Raw genomic sequence first — 26,149 nt, 5'->3', positions numbered from 1 at the left:
TAAACTAGAAAAGGAATGATAAAATGGGTAAATATTTTGGAACGGACGGAGTCCGTGGAGAAGCAAACGTAGAATTAACGCCAGAATTGGCCTTTAAATTGGGTCGCTTTGGAGGATATGTCCTCAGTCAACATGCGACAGAAGCGCCTAAGGTTTTTGTTGGACGCGATACACGTATCTCAGGTCAAATGCTAGAAGCAGCCTTGATTGCTGGTCTTCTTTCTGTGGGAATTCACGTTTATAAACTTGGTGTACTTGCTACGCCTGCAGTAGCATATTTGGTGAAAACTGAAGGAGCGAGCGCAGGTGTCATGATTTCAGCTAGCCACAACCCAGCCCTTGATAACGGGATTAAATTCTTTGGTGGCGATGGCTTTAAGCTAGACGATGAAAAAGAAGCAGAAATCGAAGCCTTGCTTGACGCCAGTGAAGATACTCTCCCACGTCCAAGTGCTGAAGGATTAGGTACTGTTGTTGATTACCCAGAAGGATTACGCAAGTATGAAGCCTACCTGGTTTCAACTGGAACAGCTCTTGAAGGGATGAAGGTAGCCTTGGATACTGCAAATGGAGCAGCTTTTACAAGTGCTCGTCAAATTTTTGCAGATTTGGGTGCTCAAATTACTGTCATTGGAGAAACTCCAGATGGTTTGAACATTAACTTTAATGTTGGTTCGACTCATCCAGAAGCCTTGCAAGAACTTGTAAAAGAAAGTAAATCTGCCATTGGTTTAGCCTTTGATGGGGACAGCGATCGTTTGATTGCAGTAGATGAAAATGGTGAGATTGTCGACGGTGATAAGATTATGTATATCATCGGTAAATACCTTTCTGAAAAAGGTCAATTGGCACAAAATACAATTGTAACAACAGTTATGTCCAACCTTGGTTTCCATAAAGCCTTGGATCGTGAAGGCATTAATAAAGCTGTCACTGCTGTTGGAGACCGCTATGTCGTTGAAGAAATGAGAAAATCAGGCTACAATCTCGGTGGAGAACAGTCAGGTCACGTTATCTTGATGGACTACAATACAACTGGTGATGGTCAGTTGTCAGCAGTTCAATTGACTAAGATCATGCAAGAAACAGGTAAGAGCTTATCTCAGTTGGCTTCAGAAGTAACAATTTACCCACAAAAATTGGTTAATATCCGTGTGGAAAACACCATGAAAGACAAGGCCATGGAAGTACCAGCTATCAAGGCTATTATCGATAAGATGGAAGCAGAAATGGCAGGCAACGGACGTATTCTCGTTCGCCCAAGTGGAACTGAGCCACTCTTGCGAGTCATGGCTGAAGCACCAACAACTGAAGAAGTAGATTACTATGTGGATACCATTGCTGAAGTTGTGAAAGCAGAAATCGGAATTTAGGAAAGTTAGCAGAAAATAAGAAAATATGTTACAATGTCAAAGTAAATTGTAACCATGGAGAATATGATGAATTTAAAACGTGAACAAGAATTTGTTAGTCAGTATCACTTTGATGCTCGTAACTTTGAATGGGAAAATGAGAACGGAATTCCTGAAACAAAGGTTGATGTGAACTTCCAACTACTTCAACATGACCAAGAAAATCAGGTGACTTCTCTCGTAGTTGTTTTGAGCTTTATGATTGTCTTTGATAAATTTGTTATCAGTGGTACTATTTCTCAAGTCAACCACGTTGAAGGTCGTATCGTAGATCAACCAAGTGACTTTAGTCAAGAAGAAGTTGAGACGCTTGCTCGTCCTTCTTTGGATATGCTAAACCGTTTGACTTATGAAGTAACGGAAATTGCACTAGACTTACCAGGAATTAATTTGGAGTTTTAAAAAAATGAAATTAGCGGTCATAACAGACTCATCTGCTTTTCTACAAGCGGAAACCTTGCGGAAAGAAGATTTATTTGTGCTTGACATTCCTGTGAATATCGACGGACAGGAGTATGTTGAAGGTGTAAATCTAACCGCTCAAGAATTTTATGAAAAAATGGCTCGTTCATCTGAACTACCTAAAACAAGTCAACCAAGTATTGCAAAGTTGGATGAAATTTTATCGTCATTAAAAGAAAAGGGCTATACTCATGTTTTGGGTCTCTTTCTATCTTCTGGAATTTCAGGGTTTCACCAGAACATCCAGTATATGACGGATGAGTTCGAAAGTCTAACCATCGCTTTTCCTGATACTCGAATTACAAGTGCACCACTAGGATTCATGGTGGAAAGTGTGTTTCAATGGTCTGAGCAGGGTGATGATTTCCAGTCTATACTAGATAAGTTAACCGAACAGATTGAAAATACTTCAGCCTTTATCATGGTAGATGACCTTGATCATCTGGTTAAAGGTGGTCGTTTATCAAATGGCGCAGCTATTTTAGGGAATCTTCTTAGCATTAAACCAATTCTATATTTCAATGACCAAGGTGTTATCGAAGTTTATGAGAAGGTTCGTACAGAGAAGAAAGCAACAAAACGTTTGGTTGAAATTGTTAAAGAAGCAACAGCTAATGGCAATTACCAGATTACTGTCATTCACGGGAATGCTCCTCAAAAAGCAGCTGATTTGCTTCAGCTTTTGTTAGACGGCGGAGTAGCTACAGACATTTCAATTGCAACCTTCGGTAGTGTCATCGGGACTCACCTTGGAGAAGGAAGTATTGCTTTAGGTTATACACCAATCGTCTAGATTGTTCTTACAGGCTTTGTATCTTAAAATTGAACACGGACTATCTGCCTCTTGAAAAAAGATGCCTGTCTTGCCTTTCGTGGAAAGTCAGCGCCATTCCCTATTTTTCATGGGCAGCTAACGTCCTTTGTATCTTAGAATTGAACACGCCTGGAACCCTATGTGAAAAAGATAGTTCTTCCAAGGAAAAGAAACTCCTTGATCAGAACTCCTATTTTCACTTTGTGTTCTTGCAGGCTTTGTATCTTAGATAGGAGTAAAGATGAGTATTCGAGTGATTATTGCTGGTTTTAAGGGAAGAATGGGCCAATCTGCTTGTCAGATGGTTTTGTCTGATCCTGAACTTGAACTAGTAGCTGTTTTGGATCCTTTTGAGTCTGCATCTGAATGGCAAGGAATTCCAGTATTCAATGATAAAAATGACTTAGCAGGCTTTGATGCCCATGTTTGGGTGGACTTTACTACACCAGCTGTCGCCTATGAGAATACACTCTTTGCTCTTGAACATGGCTTTGCTCCAGTAGTAGGAACGACAGGTTTCACCAGTCAAGAAATCGAAGAATTAAAAGAATTGTCTCGTTTCAAAGGCTTGGGTGGATTGATTGCTCCTAACTTTGCCTTGGGTGCTGTCTTACTGATGCAATTTGCAGCACAGGCAGCTAAATACTTCCCAAATGTGGAGATTATTGAACTTCACCATGATAAGAAAAAAGATGCTCCAAGCGGGACAGCTATCAAAACAGCTGAGTTGATGGCTGAAGTTCGTGAGTCTATTCAACAAGGTGCTAGCGATGAGGAAGAACTCATTGCGGGAGCACGAGGAGCTAACTTTGATGGTATGCGAATTCATTCGGTCCGTTTACCTGGTTTGGTAGCTCATCAAGAGGTCATTTTTGGAAATCAAGGAGAGGGATTGACTCTGCGTCATGACTCCTATGATCGTAGCTCCTTCATGACAGGGGTGAATTTGGGAATCAAAGAAGTTGTCAAGCGTCATGAGCTTGTCTATGGATTAGAACACTTACTATGAAATTAACAAAAATGCCTTCTGAATTTCAGAAGGCTTTACCAGTATTAGAAAAAATTAAAGAAGCAGGATTTGAGGCTTATTTTGTGGGTGGCTCTGTTAGGGATGCCATTCTTAACCGCCCCATCCATGATGTGGATATCGCGACTTCATCTTATCCAGAAGAGACCAAGCAGATTTTTCCACGCACAGCTGATATCGGCATTGAGCATGGGACCGTTTTGGTTTTAGATGGAGATGAAGAGTACGAAGTCACCACTTTTCGAACAGAGGATGTCTATGTAGACTATCGGAGACCAAGTTCTGTTTCTTTTGTTCGTTCACTCGAAGAAGATCTCAAACGCCGAGATTTCACAGTCAATGCCTTTGCCTTGGATGAGACAGGGAAAATCGTTGATTTATTTGATGGTCTCAGAGATTTAGAAAATCAAGTCCTGCGAGCTGTCGGTGTAGCTAGTGAACGTTTCAATGAAGACGCGCTACGCATCATGCGTGGCTTTCGTTTCCAAGCTAGTCTTGGTTTTGAACTCGAGCAAGAAACGTTTGAAGCGATGAAGGCCTTAACGCCACTCTTAGATAAAATTTCTGTGGAGCGCATCTTTGTTGAGTTTGATAAGCTTTTACTGGCTCCCTATTGGCGAGTAGGTTTATCTTCTATGATTGAGAGTCAAGCTTATGACTATCTTCCAGATATGGTAGGCAGTCAGGAGAAACTCCAGTCTTTGTTTGATTTAGAAAAAGATTTTACTTTTGAATCTTCTGAGCAAGCTTGGGCAGCACTTTTATGGGTTTTAGAAGTGGAAGATGCTCAACAATTTTTGAAACATTGGAAGACTTCACGCCAATTTGCTAAGCAAGTACAGAATTTGCTGTCTATTTTGGCTCTCCGAGAAGAAGGGGAACTAGGTAACCGTGATTGTTACCGTTTTGATTTGGACTTGCTTCTACAAGCTGAAAATCTTCGCAGAGCTCAAGGGAAGGAAGTCAATCCACAAGCAATCACAGAAACCTACGAGAGCTTGACTATTCATGATAAGAAAGAGATGCAAATTAATGGTGGCATTCTCATCAAGGAATATGGCTATCATCCAGGTCCAGAATTAGGAGATGTTTTAGAGGAAATTGAGTACGCTATTGTGGATGGTAATCTAGATAATGAAGTGGAAGCCATTCATGCATACTTAAGGGAGAGAAAATGAGTGATTTTATCGTTGAAAAACTAAGTAAATCAGTTGGTGATAAGACTGTTTTTAAGGATATTTCCTTTATTATCCATGACTTGGATAGAATCGGTCTTATCGGTGTCAACGGAACTGGGAAAACGACCCTTCTAGATGTGCTTTCAGGTGTTTCAGGTTTTGATGGCGATATTAGCCCTTTTTCAGCAAAGAGTGATTACAAGATTGGTTACCTGACTCAAAATCCCGAATTTGATGATAGCAAGACTGTATTGGATACTGTTTTATCCAGTGACCTCAAGGAAATCCAGTTGATTCGGGAGTATGAACTGCTTATGCTCAACTACAGTGAGGACAAGCAGGCGCGTCTAGAACGGGTCATGGCGGAGATGGATTCTCTCCAAGCATGGGAAATCGAAAGTCAGGTCAAAACGGTACTCAGTAAACTAGGTATTCAAGAATTATCAACTCCTGTTGGAGCTTTGTCGGGTGGTCTTCGTAGACGGGTTCAATTAGCGCAAGTGCTTTTAGGAAATCATAATCTCTTGCTTCTTGATGAGCCAACCAACCATCTGGACATTGCGACCATCGAGTGGCTGACACTTTTCTTGAAGAATTCCAAGAAGACCGTTCTCTTCATCACCCACGATCGCTATTTCCTGGATGCTCTTTCTACGCGAATTTTCGAATTAGATAGAGCTGGTTTGACAGAGTATCAGGGGAATTACCAAGATTATGTCCGTCTCAAGGCTGAACAGGATGAGCGTGACGCAGCTCTTCTTCACAAAAAGGAACAGCTTTACAAACAAGAATTAGCTTGGATGAGACGACAACCCCAAGCTCGTGCAACCAAGCAACAGGCTCGGATCAATCGATTCCATGACTTGAAAAAGGAAGTTTCAGATACTAGCCTTGAGACAGACTTGAGCATGAATTTTGAAACTAGCCGTATCGGTAAAAAAGTTATCGAGTTTAAGGATGTTTCCTTTGCCTATGACGATAAACCGATTCTGAAACATTTTAATCTTTTGGTACAAGCCAAAGACCGTATCGGAATCGTCGGGGACAATGGTGTTGGGAAATCAACTCTTCTTAATCTTATTGCAGGAAGACTTGAAGCGACTGAAGGACAAGTTATCATCGGTGAAACAGTTCGTATCGCTTATTTCTCTCAACAAATCGAAGGTTTAGATGAAAGTAAGCGGGTTATCAATTACCTGCAGGAAGTGGCAGAAGAGGTTAAGACTAGCGGTGGTACTACGACATCTATTGCAGAATTACTAGAACAATTTCTTTTCCCTCGTTCAACGCACGGTACCTTGATTGAAAAGCTGTCAGGTGGAGAGAAGAAACGTCTGTATCTCCTCAAATTACTCCTTGAAAAACCCAATGTGCTTCTCTTGGATGAACCGACAAATGACCTAGACATTGCGACCTTAACAGTTCTAGAAAATTTCTTACAAGGTTTTGCAGGACCAGTCTTGACAGTTAGTCACGACCGCTATTTCCTTGATAAGGTAGCAACTAAGATTCTTGCTTTTGAAGACGGGACCATCCGTCCTTTCTTTGGCCATTATACAGATTATCTAGATGAAAAGGCCTTTGAAGCAGAAGCAGTAACACAAAATCAAAAAGTTGAGAAGGAAAAAGTCGTCAAAGTACGTGAAGAAAAGAAACGGATGACTTACCAAGAAAAGCAGGAGTGGGCAAGTATTGAAGGTGATATCGAAGCCTTAGAAAACCGCATCTCTTCTATAGAGGAAGAAATGCTAGCAAATGGTTCTGACTTTGGGAAACTAGCTACCCTTCAAAAAGAGTTAGACGAGAAAAATGAAGACTTGCTGGAAAAATATGAACGCTATGAATATTTAAGTGAGTTAGTATAATGGAAGAAACAATTATTAAATGGAGTAGTAAGAAAATCGTCTTGAGCCTTATTCTTTATCTACTAGAATTGGCTCTTCTACTTTGGATCCTTTCGTTTTTGCTGAGCTATCCCGAAGAAGCACCTGCGGGATTGGTGGCTTTAATTCTCTTTATCGGTTTCTTGATCCTCATCGTTGGCTTCATTTTGTATCAACATTTGCGACGGCTTTTTTCTGATAAAGAGTATTTGAAATGTACGGCTCAAGGATTTTTCTATAAACCATTTCCAAAGAAAGACTGGCAGTTTTATTCCTGGGAACAGGTAGAAAAGTTTGCTCTCACGAGAATTAAGGGCAGTAGAAATGCAAGGGATTTTTATATGATTGAGGTTCAGTTTTATGACAAGGAACTTTTAAAATCCAACTTTTTCTGGTATCGTCTTCGAAGTAGATTTACAAGTTCAAAACATTCTAACGTTTTGAAAATCCCAATCTATTTGCTGGATGTTGGCTTACCAAAGAGAGTATTTGAAACCATGTCTTACTTTGAGCGAGAGTGGCGCATCCAACAAAATCGCGAGCGAAATCAAAGCTCTAAAAGCAAAAAGAAGTAAAGATTTCATTGAGCGAGTGAACCTCCGAATTTTATGAAGGACTGAGGGGCTTTGGAAGGATATTCCAAGGCTTCTTTATATTTTGCTTTTCTAGGAATTATGGTATAATAGGGAGTAAAAACTTTAAAAGAAAGAAACGCTATGAACTTAAAAGATTACATTGCAAGTATTGAAAATTATCCACAAGAAGGAATTACTTTCCGTGATATCAGCCCATTGATGGCAGATGGAAATGCCTACAGTTATGCTGTTCGTGAAATTGTTCAATATGCTACTGACAAAAAGATTGATATGATTGTAGGACCAGAAGCACGTGGATTTATTGTTGGATGTCCAGTTGCTTTTGAGTTGGGAATTGGTTTTGCACCTGTTCGTAAACCAGGGAAATTGCCACGTGAAGTGATTTCAGCTGACTACGAAAAAGAATATGGTGTTGATACTTTGACCATGCACGCAGATGCTATCAAACCAGGTCAACGTGTTCTTATTGTAGATGACCTCTTGGCAACAGGTGGTACTGTTAAAGCGACAATCGAAATGATTGAGAAATTAGGTGGTGTCGTAGCTGGTTGCGCCTTTTTGATTGAGCTTGATGAGCTAAAAGGTCGTGAGGCAATCGGAGATTACGATTATAAAGTTTTGATGCATTATTAATGAAAAACAGTCCCTAGGGCTGTTTTCTCTTCATCGGATATAAAAATAGGCTATATCTAGTTAGAGAAAAACTATAATTGAAAACTATATCTTCTTACAGTATAATAAAGGGAAGAAGTGTCATCAGCTTGATTTTTCCATTTGATGACAGTCAGGTTACTTGAGTCCAGTATGATACAGTTAGGAGATTTCCATGCCGATTCGAATTGATAAAAAATTACCAGCAGTTGAGATTTTACAAACAGAAAATATTTTCGTCATGGATGATCAACGGGCGGCTCATCAGGATATCCGACCCTTGAAAATTCTTATTTTAAATCTAATGCCGCAAAAAATTGTAACAGAGACTCAACTCTTAAGACATTTGGCCAATACTCCTCTGCAATTAGATATTGACTTTTTATATATGGAAAGTCACCAATCAAAAACAACTCGCTCAGAGCATATGGAGACTTTTTATAAGACCTTCTCGGAAGTCAAAGATGATTATTTCGATGGTTTGATTATCACAGGGGCTCCAGTTGAGCACCTTCCATTTGAGGAGGTTGACTATTGGCAAGAGTTTACCCAAGTTATCGATTGGTCTAAGACTCATGTCTTTTCGACCTTGCATATTTGTTGGGGGGCACAGGCAGGTCTATACTATCGCTATGGCGTAGATAAATACCAGATGGACCAGAAACTTTCTGGGATTTATCCTCAAGATGTTTTGAAAGAAGGTCATCTCCTATTGAGAGGTTTTGATGATTTATATGTATCCCCTCATTCTCGCCATACAGAAGTTCACAAAGAAGATATCCTGAACAAAACAAATCTAGAGATTTTAGCATCAGGAAAAGAGGTGGGAATCTCTATCCTTGCGAGTCGAGATTTGAGAGAAGTCTATAGCTTTGGGCATTTAGAGTATGATCGCGATACGCTTGCAAAGGAATATTTTAGAGATCTAGATGCTGGTTTAGATCCACATATACCAGAAAATTATTTCAAAAATGATGACATTCATGAACTCCCATGTATGCGTTGGAGTTCATCTGCAGCTCTCTTCTTTAGTAACTGGGTAAATTATGCAGTTTACCAAGAAACGCCGTTTGAGTGGAAAAGTGTGGAAGATGATGTGTCTCATTTTGGATATTTATAAGAGGAATTATGACATATTTAGATGCTTTCAAATCAGGAAACTTAGTGTTACCGAGTAACCTGCTCTTACATTACAATCAACTGTTCTCGTCAAGCGATGATTTCTTGGTTTGGCAGTTCTTTTACCTACAGAATACAACGGCTTTAGGTGAATTGTCTCCAAGTCAGATTGCTGAAAAAATCGGCAAAAATGTCACTGAAGTCAATCAGGCTATTTCACGATTGACTGAGAAAGGGTTGCTCCAATACCGAACCATTGAACTTAATGGCGAAATAGAAGTAATCTTCGATGCAACTCTTGCCTTGGAGCGCCTAGACCAACTTTTTGAAAAACAAGCTCCAAACCAGGTCCAATCTGCTCCAAATGATTTAAAGATCGTGGTAGATACTTTCCAACAGGAGCTAGGTCGTCTATTGAGCCCATTTGAAATTGAAGACTTGGAAAAGAGTTTGAAAGAAGACGGAACTAGTGCGGATTTGATAAAAGAAGCCTTACGAGAAGCTGTTCTAAATGGAAAACCAAATTGGAAATATATCCAAGCTATCCTACGAAACTGGCGTCATGAAGGGATTAGGAGTGTAGCCCAGGTAGAAGCGAAACGTCAGGAGAGAGAAGCAACCAACCCTCAAAATGTTCAGGTTTCATCTGATTTTAAAAATGCCATGGATCTTTGGAAAGACTAATATTTAGCAATAAAAAAACTTGCCTATGGCAAGTTTTTTTGTGTTCTTAATAAGTAAGTCCCCAAACACTTAGAGAACGTTCAGCAACTGGGAAATCACCATATCCTTCAGCATTAATAGTCACTTGGTCTGAATGGTTGCCAAGCAAATCAACAAAAGTATGATCAGCCCATTCTGGACCTACAAACATGGTTTTGTAATTCTCTTGAGCGTTTGAGATAAGAATGGCAAGAGGCGATTGGTTGTCAGCTCCAGAACGAACCCAACCGATACAATTAGGGTCATCAAAGTAGTCCGTCTGTTCTCCATAAGCCAAATCTTTTCGGATAGCTAAGAGACAGTCAAGAACTTCTTTAAAATCTTGCTGAGCATATTGACCAGAGATACCATAGTAGTCTCCGTAAAAGACACAAGGGAGACCCTGCTCGCGCAAAAGAATAAGAGCATAGGCTGCTGGTTTAAACCATTCTTCTACAGTAGATTCTAAAGCTTGTCCTCGTTGAGTATCATGGTTTTCGACAAAGGTTACAGCCTTATCTGGTTTGACTTGAACTAAACTATCATCAAAAATGGTACGCAAATCGTAGTCTGCACCAGCTTGGCTTGCCTCAAAGAGGTTCATATGAAGTCGGACATCTACAAGGTCAAAGCGCTCTTCAATCTTTTCGAGATAGTCAAGGTTGGCGTCCTTGTCTGGATTCCAGAATTCTCCAAAGACATAGAAGTCTTGTCCATATTTCTCTTTGATGTCACGAATGAAATTACGCATAAAGAAGGAGTCGATATGCTTGACTGCATCTAAACGAAAACCAGCTACGCCAGTCGTTTCCATGAACCAATCAGCCCAATCGTAGATATTTTGTATGACTTCTGGATGCTTAAAATCTAAGTCCGCATACATGAGGTAGTCATAGTTACCATTTTCATTATCGACTAATTCTTCGTGGGCCCACCCCTTATTATCTCCCTGGATAAGGTAGATACCAGACTTCCGTCTTTTGGCATCATAGTCAGTTCCAGTGAAATGGTACCAGTGCCAGTGGAAATCATTGTAGGTGTTTTGTCTTCCATCAAAAGTAAAGTTTGTCCAACCATTGATGGTAAAAGGTTCTCCAAGTTCAATAGTGCGATCTTCTGGGTCAACTTCAATAACCTGGAAGGATTCTAAACGGTCTGCAGCTGCCTTGTGGTTTAAGACGACGTCAGCCATAGGTTGAATCCCATGTGATTTAAGTGTTTGAATGGCTTGAAGATAGTCTTCTTTGAAACCGTACTTGGTACGCACAGTTCCTTTTTGGTCAAATTCACCGAGGTCAAAAAGGTCATAGACACCATAACCGACATCTTTTTCGTTGGTAGCTTTAAAGGCAGGTGGCGTCCAGACGTGGCTAATTCCTAGATTTGCAAGGTGCTCAGCATCATCGGTAAGTCGCGTCCAGTGTCGTCCATCGTGGGGAAGGTACCACTCAAAATACTGCATTAGGGTTTGATTTTTCATAGATAGTCCTCATACTTAACAATTTGAGAATCATTTTACCACAAAGCAAGCAAATGCGCAAACGTTTGCGCTATAAAAATAGACCTCAGGATGTGAATGTCTATTTTTACGGTAATAGAATGAAATTTCTCAACACAAATGACCATTCTCATTAGAAATCAATCAAGCAGAAACGAAAAGCTTGGATTGTTCCTATGACATCAATGGAGAAATCACTTTCTATTTTGTGAATTTTCAACAAATTTGATATAATTGTATCTATGAATAAAGTATTCGTCAGTCGGCGTGTCGAAAAAAAGCTCCGCAAAGGTCAGGTTCTTTTGGAAGAAGTTGATTTTCCAGACTTATCTGAAACTGATCAGGAAGTTGAACTTTTCAGCCAAAGCAAAGAATTTTTAGGAAAGGCTTATTTATCTCGTCAAAATAAGGGAATTGGTTGGTTTGTAACCAACCAGAAAGTTTCTTTTAATCAAACCTTCTTTGAAAGCTTGTTTGAAAAAGCCAAACAAAAACGTTCTTCCTACTATCAAGAGGAGTTGACAACAGCCTTTCGTTTGTTTAATCAAGAAGGCGATGGATTTGGTGGAATGACGCTGGATCTCTATGGAGATTATGTTGTTTTCTCTTGGTACAACTCCTATGTTTATAGTCTTCGCCAAGAGATCATAGCAGCCTTCTCTCAGGTATTTCCAGAAGTCCTAGGTGTCTATGAAAAGATTCGCTTTAAAGGTCAAGATTATGAGTCTGCCCATATCTATGGTCAAGAAGCAGCTGAATATTTCACTGTTCTCGAGAATGGAGTCTTGTACCAAGTCTTTATGAATGATGGTCTTATGACAGGGATTTTCTTGGATCAGCATGAAGTTCGTGGGAGCTTAGTTGATGGTTTAGCAATGGGGAAATCCTTACTCAATATGTTTTCCTATACAGCAGCTTTCTCAGTTGCTGCAGCTATGGGGGGAGCTAGTGAAACAACTTCTGTAGACCTAGCCAAACGTTCAAAAGAACTATCAGAAGCTCATTTTCATGCCAATGGTTTGAGTCTAGACAATCATCGACTGCTTGTCATGGATGTCTTTGAATACTTTAAATATGCTAAAAGAAAAGGTTTAAGTTATGACGTGATTGTTCTGGATCCGCCTAGCTTTGCCCGAAATAAAAAACAAACCTTCTCTGTAGCTAAGGATTATCACAAGTTGATTTCCCAAAGCCTAGAGATTTTAAACCCAGGTGGAATCATTATTGCTAGTACCAATGCGGCTAATGTTTCCCGTCAAAAATTTACAGAACAAATCGACAAAGGATTTGCAGGTAGAAAGTATCAGGTTCTTCATAAATATGGACTTCCAGCAGACTTTGTCTACAATGAAAAAGATGAAAGTAGTAATTACCTCAAAGTGATTACCATGAAGGTTAGTAAATGAAATTAATTGTTTCTGTCATGCCAAGAAGTATAGAAGAGGCTCAGGCTATTGATGTTATGCGGTATCATGATGCAGATATCATTGAGTGGAGAGCAGACTTCTTACCCAAGGAAGCTATCTTGCAGGTAGCGCCAGCTATTTTTGAAAAATTTGCAGGTCGTGAGCTTGTTTTCACTTTACGTACTCGTGCCGAGGGTGGTCAAATTGAGCTCTCTTCAGAAGAGTATGTTCAAATTATCAAGGAAGTGGCACAGCTTTATCAACCAGATTATATTGATTTTGAGTATTTTAGCTACAAGGATGTTTTTGATCAGATGTTGGACTTTCCAAATCTCGTCTTAAGCTACCATAACTTCCAAGAGACACCTGAAAATCTAATGGAAATCTTGTCTGAGTTAACAAGTTTAAATCCTAAAGTTGTGAAAATAGCTGTTATGGCTAATACAGAACAGGATGTGTTGGATCTGATGAACTTTACACGTGGCTTTAAAACACTGAATCCTGAACAAGAATATGTAACGATTTCTATGGGAAAAGTGGGCAAGGTCTCTCGTATTACTTCAGATGTGACTGGTTCTAGTTGGTCTTTTGCAAGTCTAGATGAAGCTAGTGCACCAGGACAAATTTCACTATCTAGCATGAAAAAAATTAGGGAGCTTCTAAATGAAGATTGATGGCTACACACGTTTAGCAGCTGTAGTCGCAAATCCTATCAAACACTCCATTTCTCCCTTTATTCACAATAGCGCTTTTGAAGCAACCAATACCAGTGGTGTTTATCTTGCTTGGGAAGTAGATGCTACTGAACTAGCAGAAACAGTTGCTAATATTCGTCGCTACCAGATGTATGGAATCAATCTTTCCATGCCTTACAAGGAACAAGTGATTCCTTATCTGGACCAGTTGAGCGAAGAGGCTTGTTTAATTGGTGCAGTTAATACAGTTGTGAATCGAGAAGGAACATTAATTGGATATAACACAGATGGCAAGGGATTCTTTAAGAGCTTGCCTTCTTTTAAAATATCAAGGAAAAGACTGGTTTTGTTAGGAGCAGGCGGTGCAGCCAAGGCAATTTTGGCACAGGCAATCTTGGATGGAGTGAGTCAGATTTCTATCTTTGTTCGTTCTTCATCCATGGAAAAAACAAGACCTTACTTAGAAAAAATACAGAATGCGACTGGATTTAGAGTAGATTTATTTGCATTAGAGGATGTTCAAGATCTTCAAGACAGCATCACTAAAGCTGATCTCTTGGTAAATGCGACTAGTGTGGGCATGGATGGATCTTCTCAGCCGATCCCGACCAGCATCGTTTTACCAGAGAAGCTTTTGGTGGCAGATGTGATTTATCAACCCTTTGAAACACCGTTTTTAAAATGGGCAAAAAACCAGGGAAATCAATCTATCAATGGCCTTGGCATGCTGCTTTACCAAGCTGCGGAAGCTTTTGAGTTATGGACAGGCAAGGAAATGCCAACAGATCAAATCTGGGAATTATTAAAACAAAAGTACCAATAAAGAAAAAGGAGACCTGCTATGAAAATTAGAATAGACCTTCCACATCATCCTTACGATATTCAGATTGAAAAAGGATGCTTGTATCAAGCAGGAAAATGGTTGCGTGAACTTTGGCAACCACAAAAGATTGTTATCATAACGGATAACCGTGTGGCTTCACTCTATGCAGAAAAGGTTAAATTGAGTTTGGAGGATGCTGGCTTTCAAGTGGCAGTTTTTGACTTTTTAGAGGGCGAAGAACGAAAAAATTTGACTATAGTTCAAAAAGTCTATGAATTTTTAGTTAAGCAAGGTTTAACTCGTAGTGATGGCATCGTTGCCCTCGGCGGTGGTGTAGTTGGTGATTTGGCTGGTTTTGTGGCTTCAACCTACATGCGAGGAATTCATTTCGTTCAAATTCCAACTAGTTTGACTGCCCAGGTTGATTCCTCTATCGGTGGAAAAACTGGAGTTAACACCCCTTTTGCCAAGAATATGGTGGGGACTTTTGCTCAGCCGGATGGTGTTTTGATTGACCCAACTGTTCTTGAGACCTTGGGTAAGAGAGAGTTGATTGAAGGAATGGGTGAAGTCATCAAGTATGGCCTGATCGAAGATCCTGAGCTTTGGGACCTTTTATCTAAAATGGATGGTTCTATGGAAAGCATTTTGGAATATTCCGAGAGTTTGATTGAGCATTCTTGCCAGGTGAAGCGCAAGATGGTGGTTGAGGATGAGTTGGATAATGGCATTCGTTTATATCTCAACTTTGGTCACACAATTGGCCATGCCATCGAAGCAACTGCTGGTTACGGAAAAGTCATGCACGGTGAGGCAGTAGCTATGGGAATGGTTCAGGTCTCTAAGGTAGCAGAAGAAAAAGGCCTCATGCCAGTGGGAATAACCCAGTCTATCCGAGAGATGTGTCAGAAATTTGGTCTTCCTGTTGATTATGAAAACTGGGATGTTGACAAGCTCTATCAGGCTTTGACTCATGACAAAAAAGCGCGTGGCAATACCATGAAATTAGTTTTGGTACCAGAACTTGGTTCAGCGATGATTCACCCAGTTTCTCTCGAAGAAATGAAAGATTACTTAGTAAAATAAGGAGAATGTATGAGATATTTAACAGCAGGAGAATCACATGGTCCTCGTCTGACAGCAATTATTGAAGGAATTCCAGCAGGACTGCCTTTGACTGCAGAAGATATCAATGAGGATCTCAAACGTCGCCAAGGCGGTTACGGTCGTGGTGGACGCATGAAAATCGAGAGTGATCAGGTTGTCTTTACTTCTGGAGTTCGTCATGGTAAGACGACAGGTGCTCCTATTACCATGGATGTCATTAACAAGGATCATCAAAAATGGCTGGATATCATGTCTGCCGAGGATATTGAGGATAAACTTAAAAGCAAACGAAAAATCACTCATCCTCGACCAGGTCACGCAGATTTAGTTGGCGGGATTAAATACCGCTTTGATGACTTGCGAAATTCTTTGGAACGTTCATCTGCCCGTGAAACAACTATGCGGGTTGCAGTTGGAGCAGTAGCCAAGCGGCTTTTAGCTGAGCTTGATATCGAAATTGCTAACCATGTTGTTATCTTCGGTGGTAAGGAAATCAATGTTCCAGAAAATTTAACAGTCGCAGAGATTAAGAAACTGGCTGCCCAGTCAGAAGTTTCTATCGTCAACCAAGAACGTGAGCAGGAGATTAAGGACTATATTGACCAAATTAAACGTGACGGAGATACCATCGGTGGAGTTGTTGAAACGGTTGTCGGAGGTGTTCCGGTTGGTCTTGGTTCTTATGTCCAATGGGATCGTAAACTAGATGCAAGGCTAGCTCAAGCTGTTATTTCTATCAATGCCTTTAAGGGTGTGGAGTTTGGTCTTGGTTTTAAAGCAGGCCATCTTAAGGGTAGCCAAGTCATGGATGAAATCCTCTGGTCATCAGAAGATGGCTATACTCGTCGGACTAATAACCTTGGAGGTTTCGAAGGTGGAATGACCAACGGCCAACCGATTATCGTTCGTGGAGTTATGAAGCCAATTCCGACTCTCTATAAGCCGTTGATGAGTGTCGATATTGAAACTCATGAGCCTTATAAGGCAACGGTGGAGAGAAGTGATCCAACCGCTCTTCCAGCAGCAGGTGTCGTTATGGAATCAGTCGTAGCAACAGTTTTGGCTCAAGAAATCCTTGAGAAATTCTCCTCTGATAATCTGGAAGAATTAAAAGAAGCTGTTGCGAAACATCGGGAGTATACAAAGAATTATTAAGGAGTTCTTATGGCAAAAACCATCTATATCGCAGGACTAGGTTTGATTGGTGCTTCCATGGCACTCGGAATCAAGCGGGATCATCCTGATTATGAAATTTTAGGATACAATCGTAGTCAAGCGTCTAGAGATATTGCCTTGGAGAGAGGAATGATTGACCGAGCGACGGATGATTTTGCCAGTTTTGCTCCACTTGCAGACGTCATCATTCTTACCCTGCCAATCAAGCAAACTATTGCGTTTATTATGGAATTGGCCAACTTGGACTTGAAAGAAGGTGTCATTATTTCTGATGCTGGATCGACCAAGTCAGCTATCGTGACTACAGCTGAGAAGTGTTTTGCTGATAAGTCCGTTCGCTTTGTGGGGGCCCATCCCATGGCAGGAAGTCACAAGACAGGAGCTGCCTCTGCAGATGTTAATCTTTTTGAAAATGCCTATTATATCTTCACACCTTCGAGTCTAACGACACCAGATACGCTTGAAGAAATGAAAGACTTGCTGTCAGGTCTTCATGCTCGTTTTATTGAAATCGATGCTGAAGAGCATGACCGAGTGACTTCTCAGATTAGCCATTTTCCGCATATCTTAGCATCAGGCCTGATGGGACAAACTGCAAGTTATGCTGAAGAGCATGAAATGGCGCGACGCTTTGCGGCAGGTGGATTTCGAGATATGACTCGGATTGCCGAAAGTGAGCCTGGTATGTGGACTTCTATCCTCTTATCCAATCGGGATACCATTATTGAACGCATCGAGGACTTCAAGGGCCGTTTGGACGAGATTGGACAAGCTATCAGTAAGGGTGACGAAAACCAAATCTGGAATTTTTTCAATCAAGCGCGTGAGCAACGTCAGGCTATGGAAATCCATAAACGTGGTGGTGTAGATAGTTCTTATGACCTTTATGTAGATGTTCCCGATGAGGAAGATGTGATTTTACGCATCTTGGAATTGCTACGTGGAACTTCTTTGGTCAATATCCATATCAATGAGGAAAACCGTGAGGATGTTCACGGGATTCTGCAAATTTCCTTTAAGAATGCTCAGGACTTGGAAAGAGCTGAGCAAGTCATTACAGAAAATACTGACTACACAGTCGTTATTAAATAAGGAGGACAATTATGTCAAATATTTATGATAGTGCAAATGCACTAAGTCGTGGACTACGCGAATTGCCTGAATACAAGGCAGTTAAAGAAGCTAGAGATGCCATCCAAGCGGATGCAGAAGCAAGCAAAATTTTTGCAGATTATATTGCTTTTCAACATGAAATCCAAATCATGGCACAAACTGGTCAAATTCCAGATGCTTCTTTCCAAGAAAAAATGGAAAGTTTTGGCAAGCAGATTCAAGGAAACTCTCTCTTGTCAGAATTCTTTGCCAAACAGCAACAACTTTCTATCTACCTTTCTGATATTGAAAAAATTGTCTTTGAACCAATATCAGAACTTTTAAAATAAGAATTTACCTCATAAAGTCAGGAATTTTCAAGAAATTTCTGACTTTTTATGATAAAATAAGAAAAAGTATTGTCAGTATGAGGGCCGGTATGAAATTAAAAACAAACATTAAGCACTTAAATGGTAGTATTCGCGTACCTGGGGATAAGTCCATCAGTCATCGCTCTATCATTTTTGGAAGCTTGGCTGAGGGTGAAACGAAGGTTTATGATATCTTGCGTGGTGAAGATGTCTTGTCAACCATGCAGGTATTTCGTGACCTCGGCGTAGAGATTGAGGACAAAGACGGTGTCGTTACCATTCAAGGTGTTGGGATGGGTGGATTGAAAGCCCCTCAGAAAGCCCTGGATATGGGGAATTCTGGGACATCTATTCGTTTAATTTCAGGTGTCCTTGCTGGTGCAGACTTTGAAGTAGAGATGTTTGGAGATGATAGTCTTTCCAAGCGCCCTATGGATCGTGTGACCCTTCCTTTGAAAAAAATGGGAGTTACAATTTCAGGTCAAACAGAGCGAGACTTGCCACCGTTGCACTTAAAAGGAACAAAAAGCTTAAAACCTATTCATTACGAATTGCCAATCGCTTCTGCCCAAGTTAAGTCAGCTTTGATTTTTGCAGCATTGCAGGCTCAGGGTCAGTCAGTCATCATTGAAAAGGAGTGCACTCGTAACCACACAGAAGATATGCTCCAACAATTCGGAGGTGATTTGAGTGTCAATGGTAAGAAAATCACTGTTCAAGGGCCACAGAAACTAAGTGGACAAACGGTTGTCGTACCAGGAGATATTTCTAGTGCAGCCTTTTGGTTAGTAGCAGGTTTGATTGTGCCAAATTCTCGAGTGGTACTTAAGAATGTCGGTATTAATGAAACACGTACAGGTATTATCGATGTTATCCGAGCTATGGGTGGGAAATTAGAGATTACTGATATTGATCCAATTGCCAAGTCTGCAACCTTGACTGTTGAAACTTCAGACCTAAAAGGGATAGAAATTGGTGGAGCCTTGATTCCACGTTTAATTGATGAATTGCCGATTATCGCGCTCCTTGCTACCCAAGCTCAAGGTCAAACAGTTATCAAAGATGCAGAAGAACTCAAGGTCAAAGAAACGGATCGCATTCAAGTTGTCGCAGATGCTTTAAATAGCATGGGAGCAACTATTACTCCTACAGCAGACGGCATGATTATCAAAGGGAAATCTTCCCTCTATGGAGCCAAAGTCAACACCTTTGGAGACCATCGAATCGGCATGATGACAGCCATTGCAGCTCTCTTGGTTGCAGATGGAGAAGTTGAATTGGATCGAGCCGAAGCTATTAATACTAGCTACCCAAGCTTCTTTTATGATTTGGAGACTTTGATTCATGGCTAAGGTTTTACTAGGTTTTATGGGTTCAGGAAAAACTACTATTGCTAGACAGCTGGATTCTGACTTCGTAGATATGGATGCCTTGCTGGAAGGCCGACTGGGGATGCCGATTGCTCGTTTCTTTGAAGAAAAAGGAGAGGCTGCCTTCCGCCAACTAGAAGAAGAAGTCCTAGCTGACTTGCTAAAGACAGATAAAGTTATTTCTACAGGCGGAGGGATTGTCATTTCTCCACGTAATCGTGCCTTGCTCAAACAAAATCCAGACAACATCTACCTTAAAGCAGATTTTGAGACCCTGTACCAGCGAATTTCAGCCGATGAGGATAATCAACGCCCACTATTTTTAAAGAATAGCAAGGAAGATTTGGCTGTGATTTTTAAAGAAAGACAGGCTTGGTATGAGGAAGTGGCTAGTCAGATTGTAGATGTATCAAGTTTAAACCCAGATGAAATTATAGAGGAACTGAGATGAAAATTGCCTATCTAGGTCCCAAAGGATCTTTTTCGCACCATGTGGTGCAAACGGCTTTTCCTCATGAGGAACTAGAGCCTTTTTCAAATATTACAGACGTTATCAAGGCTTTCGAACAGGGCTTAGTAGACTATTCAGTAGTGCCAGTTGAAAATTCCATTGAAGGTAGTGTTCATGAGACCTTAGACTATCTTTTTCACCAAGCTCGAATTCAAGCTGTGGCGGAGATTGTGCAGCCAATTCATCAACAGTTGATGGCGGTGCCAGGGCAAGTTAAAATTGAGAAAATCTTTTCTCATCCGCAGGCCTTGGCGCAGGGGAAGAAATTTATCGATGAACATTATCCAGACGCTCAACTAGAAGTCACTGCCAGTACAGCATACGCTGCGCGCTATGTTTCAGAGCATCCAGATCAGCCTTTTGCGGCCATTGCCCCCAAAAGTTCGGCTGGAGAATATGGTTTGGAATTAATTGCTCAAGACATTCAAGAGATGGAAGCCAATTTCACTCGCTTTTGGGTGTTAGGTTCCAAGGCACCGCAAATGCCCTTGAATGCAAATGCTAAGAAAATGAGTCTAGCATTGACCTTGCCAGACAATCTACCGGGAGCCTTATATAAGGCGCTTTCGACCTTTGCTTGGCGCGGGATTGACCTAACTAAGATTGAGAGTCGCCCCTTAAAAACAGCACTAGGTGAGTACTTTTTTATCATTGATGTGGACTATGCTGATAAAGAATTGGTCCATTTTGCTCAAAAAGAATTAGAAACGATTGGGATCCACTTTAAAGTGCTAGGAGCTTACCCTATCTATACCATACAGGATAAAGGGAAGGAGAAGGAATGACTAGAGAAAATCCTCTGACACACCATGAGAAACTACGTTACGACTATCTATTAAAAAACATCCACTATCTGAATGATAAAGAAAAGAGAGAGTTTGCTTTTTTACAAGCTAAGCTGGATGGTCAACAAGAAGCTCGTTCAGTTGCCGTAGAAGAAGCAGAAAACCAAGACTATACGGAACCTAACACAGGTCTTCCGAGTTATACTAATCGAAGTCGTGCTAGTCGACGTTGTAGTCTACCGCAACAAAAAGCTAAAATTCCTAAGCAGAAGAATCCAAAGAAAAAAAGAGTCTTTCGCTTTAAACGCATACTTGCTTGGTTAGGAATGCTGTTGCTTTGTGCTGCAGTAGGAATGATTTTCATGTTCTTGAAAGGTTTCCAGTCAGCCAATCCGAATGGCTCAAGCGGGTCGAAAGATGCCAAGGCTGCCCAAGTTGAAGTTTTCAATGGACAGGATACAAGAGATGGTGTCAATATTCTTATTTTAGGGACAGACGGCCGTATTGGACAGAATAGTGCAGAAACACGGACAGATTCTATTATGGTTCTGAATGTAAGTGGTAAAGATAAAAAACTTAAGCTTGTAAGTTTTATGCGAGATAACCTAGTTTATATTGATGGTTATAGCCAAGTTATTAACGGACAAAAACAAACTGACCACAAGTTGAACTTAGCCTACGAATTGGGGGAACAAGAAGGAAAACAAGGGGCTGAAATGGTACGTAAGGTCCTTAAAGATAATTTTGACCTAGATATCAAATACTATGCTCTTGTAGATTTCCAAGCCTTTGCGACTGCCATTGATACCCTTTTCCCTGATGGTGTGACTATTGATGCTCAATTTTCAACTCTAAATGGTGTTCCAGTTACAGAAGCTACAGTCGGTGATGACTTGCATGCGACAGAAACCGAGTCACCAACACAAACTATTAAAGTCGGAACACAACAAATGAATGGTTCTACTCTTCTCAACTATGCACGTTTCCGCGATGATGATGAAGGGGACTATGGCCGTACTCGTAGACAGCAACAAGTCATGACTGCTGTTTTACAGCAAATTAAAGATCCTACAAAACTTTTCACAGGTTCAGAAGCACTTGGTAAAGTATTCGCCATGACATCGACAAACCTTCCTTATACTTTCTTATTAACCAACGGTTTATCCGTCCTCGAAGGAGGTCAGAACGGTATTGAAAGACTAACAGTACCGGAACTTGGAGACTGGGTAGATGACTATGATGTCTATGGAGGTCTAGCACTTCGAGTGGATCAAAAAGCCTACCAGAATAAGCTAGCCCAAATGGGATTCAGATAAAAAAATTAATTAAAATCAAAGCTTGAGACATCTAACTAAATGGGTGTCTCAGGCTTTGATTTTTCACATGGTTAGATGGATTTTTTGACCATTTTTATGGTATAATGAAATGATGTAATTCTATAGAAGAGGATGAGAATGAGATGAGTGATTTAAAGGCAATTCAAGCCCGTAGCTTAGAGATGGCTGAATATTTTGTCGCCTTTTGTAAAGAGCATGGCTTGCTCTGTTATTTGTGTGGCGGAGGAGCAATTGGAGCTTTACGAAATAAAGGTTTCATCCCTTGGGATGATGATTTGGACTTCTTTATGCCACGAAAGGACTATGAAAAACTAGCAGAATTATGGCCTCAATATGCGGATGAGCGTTACTTCTTATCAAAGAGTTCTAAAGACTATGTAGACCGTAACCTCTTTATCACCATTCGTGATAAGGAGACGACTTGTATCAAGCCTTATCAACAAGATTTGGATCTTCCCCACGGCTTGGCTTTGGATGTTCTTCCCTTGGACTATTACCCTAAAAATCCAGCAGAGCGTAAGAAACAGGTCCGCTGGGCTTTGATTTATTCTCTATTTTGTGCACAAACCATTCCAGAAAAACATGGAGCTATCATGAAGTGGGGTAGTACCATTTTACTAGGGTTGACTCCTAAATCGCTTCGCTATCGTATCTGGAAAAAGGCTGAGAAAGAAATGACCAAGTATGGACCAGCCGAAAGTGATGGCATTACAGAATTATGTTCAGGGCCAGGATACATGAAGAAAAAGTATCCAATTCAGGCCTTTGAAGACAACATCTTCCTACCTTTCGAAGGAACAGAAATGCCTATTCCGGTTGGTTATGACGCTTATCTTAGCACAGCTTTTGGTGACTATATGACACCACCGCCTGCAGACAAGCAAGTACCTCACCACGATGCCGTAATAGCAGATATGGATAAGAGCTATACAGAATATAAGGGAGAATACAATGCAAGAAAAAATTAGTATCATTGTTCCTGTATACAACGTAGAAAATTATCTTGAACGATGTGTTGAGTCGATTTTAAAGCAGACTTATACCAATTTTGAATTGCTTCTTATTAATGATGGTTCGACAGACCAGAGTGGTGACTTGTGTGATCAGCTGGCTTCTAAAAATGAGAATATCAAGGTTTTTCATCTTGAGAATGCTGGAGTCTCCAATGCTAGAAATGTAGGTATTCAAAACTCAACCGGAGAATGGATAACTTTTGTTGATAGTGATGATTTTATTACGCCAGATTATTTGGAAACTTTGATAAGCGCAGTAAGAACAGATATTTCTGTTGGTTTCTCAGTTGCTCGTTTGCATCATGTAAAAAATGGACAAGTGACAGATTTGCCTGATTTTTCAGGTCAAGAGTCAGTATGGTCTGCTGAGCAAACCATGAAAGAACTATTGATGACTGCTCGAACTTCTTTTTTCCCTGTTGCAAAATTATTTAAAAAGGAATTAATTGAAGATTTTAAATTTAGTACAGATTATCATTTAGCAGAAGATGCTCTATTCTTAACAGAAGTTTTGCTTGAAACAAAATGTAATAGTGTTTTTATAGATAAACCAATATACTATTATGATCATAGAGAGGGAAGTGCAACTACATCTGTGAATAATCATGTTTTTGATACTATAGAAGTATATAAAATCATTATTCCTAAAGTTTATCAATGTTTCCCTCAATTAAAACCCGAATTAGTAAATAGAGAATCTTGGTCTTATATTACAGTCTACGATAAAATAATCTTCACAGATTCGACAGAATATAAAAAAGAGAAAACTCAATTGAGAAAGTGGATATTTAGTCATACCTCACAAATATTGAGAGATCCTTATTTTACTAGTTTTCGGAAAATAGCCATTTTGTCACTAAGAATTTCTCCATGGATTTATAGACAAATTGTAGGCTTGAATAAATAATGTTATTAAAGGAGTTGAAGATGAATTTTTCAAAAACGAATGAATGCTTTGAAAAATCAAAACTGTGGATTTCTTATCTTTTTATTTTCATTTCGATTTTAAGTATGAGTTCGCTAATTTATAAAGTAACCAATCCGATTTATAAGGGACTTTCAGCAGTTGTTGTTCTGTCAATTTGTTTAACTTTATTTTTTAATTGGAAACGAATAGAGATAGATAAGAAGTTTCTTACCCTATTTGGTCTTTTAGTGGGCAGTCACTTTTTATCAGCGCTCATTAATAGATCTGTACACCTGCTCGGAAATATGGTTGAAATTTTCTTTATGCTGGCTTATGTTTTATTATTTACCATGGTAAAACCTAATCAGCTAAGGAAGTTGTTAGGTATGATTGCAGGAACCATACAGATTGTCTCATTTGCTTCGGCTATATTTGCTTTTGCTTTATTACTTTCAAGAGTTTTAATTCTATTTCAGATTGGAGAGAACTCTTATTATTACGGAGTAATGAATGGCCGATTATGGGGACTTGTTAACCCTAACGCCAGTGCGATTTTCTCATACATTAGTATAGTTTTTGCTATGTATTTAATACATAAGGGAAGCAAATACTCTGTTTATTTTAAAATTAATAATATCATTCAGTTAGTTTATTTTGCAACTATGCAGAGTAGGGGCGCACTTTTATCAGTTCTTCTAATGCTAGTATTCTATTGTGTTTTTGTCGCTAGGGGAAAATTTGCCAAAAAATGGCTAACTTTTCTAGTAGCTAGTATCTTATTAATAGGTAGCAATATTGGTATTAGTTATTTAACATCGGTATATATTTCAGCGGCCAAGGCAACTGTAATTGACTTAAATAAAGGTGAATCTTATTCTGAAACTGATTCGGATGTTGCTAAGAAAAATGGGGAGCTTCACTTGATTGAAACAACTCCAAGTGGACGTACATATATTTGGAAAAATGCAATCAAAATGGGACGTGCAAAACCTCTATTTGGTTATGGTGTTCGAAACGTATCAGATTATTACACAAAATATTTTAGTAAATTTGAAATTAAAAACTCACTTATTGGAGGTAATTTCCACAATATCTTTGTTACCATTTTTGTGAGTTCCGGATTCTTGGGCCTCTTTTCTTTCATACTTATCATTGTTTATGTAGGTTTCCGCTTTGTTTCTTACTTGATTAAATCCAAGAAAAATACTGAAAAACTGATTATGACTCTATTCTTTGGAATTTTATTTGGTCAGTTGTTTGAGAGCCAAATTATGTATTCAACCAACTTCATCAACATCATTTTTTGGTTAGTTGTGGGATATGGTCTAATGATCTGTGAAAAAGAAAAAAATATTCGTTACAAAGAAGTAACTGATATTTCTGAAATTCAACAAATGGAGTTAGGAATCATGGAGTATATCCATGAAGTGTGTCATAAAATTGGTGTCAAATACTTCTTGTCCTATGGTAGTTTAATTGGTGCAGTTCGTCATAAAGGCTTTATTCCTTGGGACGATGACATGGATATTTGTATGCTTCGTGATGATTATGAAAAGCTGCAAGATTATATGATTGCACATCCAGACGAGCGCTATGAATTAATGTCTTATAAAAATAATGTCAATTATGTCTATCCATTTATGAAAGTTCAAGACAATCACACCTATTTGGTTGAAGAAGATGTTCGAATTGATTCAGATATGGGGATTTATGTTGATATTTTCCCCGTAGATGGTTATGAAGATGATCAGGCATTTAAGGACAAGATGACCAAGATTATTAAAAAGCGTCAATTAAGTTGTTACACTTTTAAAGGAATTACCAATACTAAAAGTGTAGTAAATTCAATTATCCGCTATATTTCTGTTATTATCTTTTATTTCACTAACACAAATAAGTATGTTTCCCAGATTGATGAATTGGCTAAATCTAGAAAAGTAGAAGATTATGAATTGGTGGACTATGTTGTCTATAAAGATATGAATAAGCCCGTTTGGAAACGTGAGTGGTTAGAACAAGTTGAAGCTGGTAGCTTTGAAGGTAAGAAATTTATGATTCCAAAACATTATCATGAAGTTTTAATTTCAGATTATGGAAATTATATGCAGTTACCACCAGTTGAGCAACAAGTTTCGCATCATGACTTCAAATTGTGGAAGATTACTGAAAACCAATAGATTATTATTTAAACAAAGAAGTAGAGATTAGGAGCGA

At 39.6% G+C, this 26,149-nt stretch carries 25 protein-coding genes; 24 read left to right on the top strand and 1 reads right to left on the bottom strand.

The features are described 5' to 3' along the window. Nucleotides 1-23 precede the first annotated feature (23 nt). The 10 genes from glmM (at nt 24) to ACLNCS_RS01690 (ending at nt 9,826) form a co-directional block, all read left to right on the top strand. Nucleotides 24-1,373, top strand: a complete 1,350-nt coding sequence (glmM, locus tag ACLNCS_RS01735) for a phosphoglucosamine mutase (RefSeq protein WP_070677124.1) — start codon at nt 24-26, stop codon at nt 1,371-1,373. Between the two features lie 66 nt (nt 1,374-1,439). Next, on the top strand, nt 1,440-1,814 hold the full coding sequence (locus ACLNCS_RS01730) for a DUF1149 family protein (RefSeq protein ID WP_004252208.1): 375 nt from the start codon (nt 1,440-1,442) through the stop codon (nt 1,812-1,814). A gap of 4 nt (nt 1,815-1,818) precedes the next feature. Beyond that, nucleotides 1,819-2,667, top strand: a complete 849-nt coding sequence (locus tag ACLNCS_RS01725) for a DegV family protein (RefSeq protein WP_070677125.1) — start codon at nt 1,819-1,821, stop codon at nt 2,665-2,667. 262 nt (nt 2,668-2,929) lie between these two features. Next, a complete protein-coding gene (dapB, locus tag ACLNCS_RS01720; protein ID WP_006148044.1) occupies nt 2,930-3,697 on the top strand; it encodes a 4-hydroxy-tetrahydrodipicolinate reductase in 768 nt (255 codons plus the stop codon). Beyond that, nucleotides 3,694-4,893: a CCA tRNA nucleotidyltransferase gene (locus ACLNCS_RS01715; protein ID WP_006148045.1), complete on the top strand. Its 1,200-nt coding sequence runs from the start codon at nt 3,694-3,696 to the stop codon at nt 4,891-4,893. Before dapB ends, ACLNCS_RS01715 begins: the two co-directional genes overlap by 4 nt. Continuing rightward, nucleotides 4,890-6,758 carry an ABC-F family ATP-binding cassette domain-containing protein gene (locus ACLNCS_RS01710; protein WP_424846931.1) on the top strand — a complete coding sequence of 623 codons (1,869 nt, stop codon included), beginning with the start codon at nt 4,890-4,892 and terminating at the stop codon, nt 6,756-6,758. Before ACLNCS_RS01715 ends, ACLNCS_RS01710 begins: the two co-directional genes overlap by 4 nt. Further along, nucleotides 6,758-7,351, top strand: coding sequence for a hypothetical protein (locus ACLNCS_RS01705; RefSeq protein ID WP_070677127.1), 594 nt, complete (start codon nt 6,758-6,760; stop codon nt 7,349-7,351). Before ACLNCS_RS01710 ends, ACLNCS_RS01705 begins: the two co-directional genes overlap by 1 nt. A 141-nt stretch (nt 7,352-7,492) precedes the next feature. After that, a complete protein-coding gene (locus tag ACLNCS_RS01700) occupies nt 7,493-8,005 on the top strand; it encodes an adenine phosphoribosyltransferase (RefSeq protein WP_006154681.1) in 513 nt (170 codons plus the stop codon). Nucleotides 8,006-8,198: 193 nt separating this feature from the next. Next, entirely contained in the window at nt 8,199-9,143 is a 945-nt protein-coding gene (gene metA / locus ACLNCS_RS01695) for a homoserine O-acetyltransferase MetA (RefSeq protein WP_414291217.1), read from the top strand. Between the two features lie 8 nt (nt 9,144-9,151). Further along, nucleotides 9,152-9,826: a DnaD domain-containing protein gene (locus ACLNCS_RS01690; protein ID WP_424846928.1), complete on the top strand. Its 675-nt coding sequence runs from the start codon at nt 9,152-9,154 to the stop codon at nt 9,824-9,826. Between the two features lie 46 nt (nt 9,827-9,872). Here ACLNCS_RS01690 and ACLNCS_RS01685 read toward each other — a convergent pair whose 3' ends face one another. Next, nucleotides 9,873-11,324 carry an alpha-amylase gene (locus ACLNCS_RS01685; protein WP_424846926.1) on the bottom strand — a complete coding sequence of 484 codons (1,452 nt, stop codon included), beginning with the start codon at nt 11,322-11,324 and terminating at the stop codon, nt 9,873-9,875. 260 nt (nt 11,325-11,584) lie between these two features. Here ACLNCS_RS01685 and ACLNCS_RS01680 point away from each other — a divergent pair, with 260 nt between their 5' ends. The 14 genes from ACLNCS_RS01680 (at nt 11,585) to ACLNCS_RS01615 (ending at nt 26,112) form a co-directional block, all read left to right on the top strand. After that, nucleotides 11,585-12,748: a class I SAM-dependent rRNA methyltransferase gene (locus tag ACLNCS_RS01680; RefSeq protein WP_424846924.1), complete on the top strand. Its 1,164-nt coding sequence runs from the start codon at nt 11,585-11,587 to the stop codon at nt 12,746-12,748. Next, a complete protein-coding gene (gene aroD / locus ACLNCS_RS01675; protein WP_016466646.1) occupies nt 12,745-13,422 on the top strand; it encodes a type I 3-dehydroquinate dehydratase in 678 nt (225 codons plus the stop codon). The genes ACLNCS_RS01680 and aroD overlap by 4 nt, the downstream gene beginning before the upstream one ends. Next, nucleotides 13,412-14,266: a shikimate dehydrogenase gene (locus tag ACLNCS_RS01670; RefSeq protein ID WP_424846921.1), complete on the top strand. Its 855-nt coding sequence runs from the start codon at nt 13,412-13,414 to the stop codon at nt 14,264-14,266. Before aroD ends, ACLNCS_RS01670 begins: the two co-directional genes overlap by 11 nt. Nucleotides 14,267-14,284: 18 nt before the next feature. Further along, nucleotides 14,285-15,352: a 3-dehydroquinate synthase gene (gene aroB / locus ACLNCS_RS01665; protein WP_424846919.1), complete on the top strand. Its 1,068-nt coding sequence runs from the start codon at nt 14,285-14,287 to the stop codon at nt 15,350-15,352. Between the two features lie 9 nt (nt 15,353-15,361). After that, on the top strand, nt 15,362-16,528 hold the full coding sequence (gene aroC / locus ACLNCS_RS01660; protein ID WP_424846917.1) for a chorismate synthase: 1,167 nt from the start codon (nt 15,362-15,364) through the stop codon (nt 16,526-16,528). A 9-nt stretch (nt 16,529-16,537) separates the two neighbouring features. After that, the gene (locus tag ACLNCS_RS01655; protein WP_424846915.1) at nt 16,538-17,641 is read left to right on the top strand and encodes a prephenate dehydrogenase; all 1,104 of its coding nucleotides are present in this window, start codon (nt 16,538-16,540) and stop codon (nt 17,639-17,641) included. An 11-nt stretch (nt 17,642-17,652) separates the two neighbouring features. Beyond that, nucleotides 17,653-17,991, top strand: a complete 339-nt coding sequence (locus ACLNCS_RS01650) for a YlbF/YmcA family competence regulator (protein ID WP_036757185.1) — start codon at nt 17,653-17,655, stop codon at nt 17,989-17,991. Nucleotides 17,992-18,080: 89 nt separating this feature from the next. Beyond that, nucleotides 18,081-19,364, top strand: a complete 1,284-nt coding sequence (aroA, locus tag ACLNCS_RS01645) for a 3-phosphoshikimate 1-carboxyvinyltransferase (protein ID WP_424846913.1) — start codon at nt 18,081-18,083, stop codon at nt 19,362-19,364. Beyond that, nucleotides 19,357-19,833 (top strand): shikimate kinase, encoded by a 477-nt coding sequence (locus ACLNCS_RS01640; RefSeq protein ID WP_281137796.1) that lies wholly within the window; start codon nt 19,357-19,359, stop codon nt 19,831-19,833. Before aroA ends, ACLNCS_RS01640 begins: the two co-directional genes overlap by 8 nt. Next, the gene (gene pheA / locus ACLNCS_RS01635; RefSeq protein WP_424846910.1) at nt 19,830-20,678 is read left to right on the top strand and encodes a prephenate dehydratase; all 849 of its coding nucleotides are present in this window, start codon (nt 19,830-19,832) and stop codon (nt 20,676-20,678) included. Before ACLNCS_RS01640 ends, pheA begins: the two co-directional genes overlap by 4 nt. Next, a complete protein-coding gene (locus ACLNCS_RS01630) occupies nt 20,675-21,994 on the top strand; it encodes an LCP family protein (protein WP_424846908.1) in 1,320 nt (439 codons plus the stop codon). Before pheA ends, ACLNCS_RS01630 begins: the two co-directional genes overlap by 4 nt. A 143-nt stretch (nt 21,995-22,137) precedes the next feature. Beyond that, the gene (locus ACLNCS_RS01625) at nt 22,138-22,983 is read left to right on the top strand and encodes a LicD family protein (RefSeq protein ID WP_424846906.1); all 846 of its coding nucleotides are present in this window, start codon (nt 22,138-22,140) and stop codon (nt 22,981-22,983) included. Further along, nucleotides 22,967-23,935, top strand: a complete 969-nt coding sequence (locus ACLNCS_RS01620; protein ID WP_004252251.1) for a glycosyltransferase family 2 protein — start codon at nt 22,967-22,969, stop codon at nt 23,933-23,935. Before ACLNCS_RS01625 ends, ACLNCS_RS01620 begins: the two co-directional genes overlap by 17 nt. A gap of 20 nt (nt 23,936-23,955) precedes the next feature. Continuing rightward, nucleotides 23,956-26,112 carry a LicD family protein gene (locus tag ACLNCS_RS01615; protein WP_424846904.1) on the top strand — a complete coding sequence of 719 codons (2,157 nt, stop codon included), beginning with the start codon at nt 23,956-23,958 and terminating at the stop codon, nt 26,110-26,112. Nucleotides 26,113-26,149 lie beyond the last annotated feature (37 nt).

Source organism: Streptococcus sp. CL9.43 (assembly GCF_049737935.1).
Lineage (GTDB): Bacteria > Bacillota > Bacilli > Lactobacillales > Streptococcaceae > Streptococcus > Streptococcus infantis_I.
Note: the sequence above shows the minus strand (reverse complement) of the source record. Positions and strands in the feature narration are given on the sequence as shown.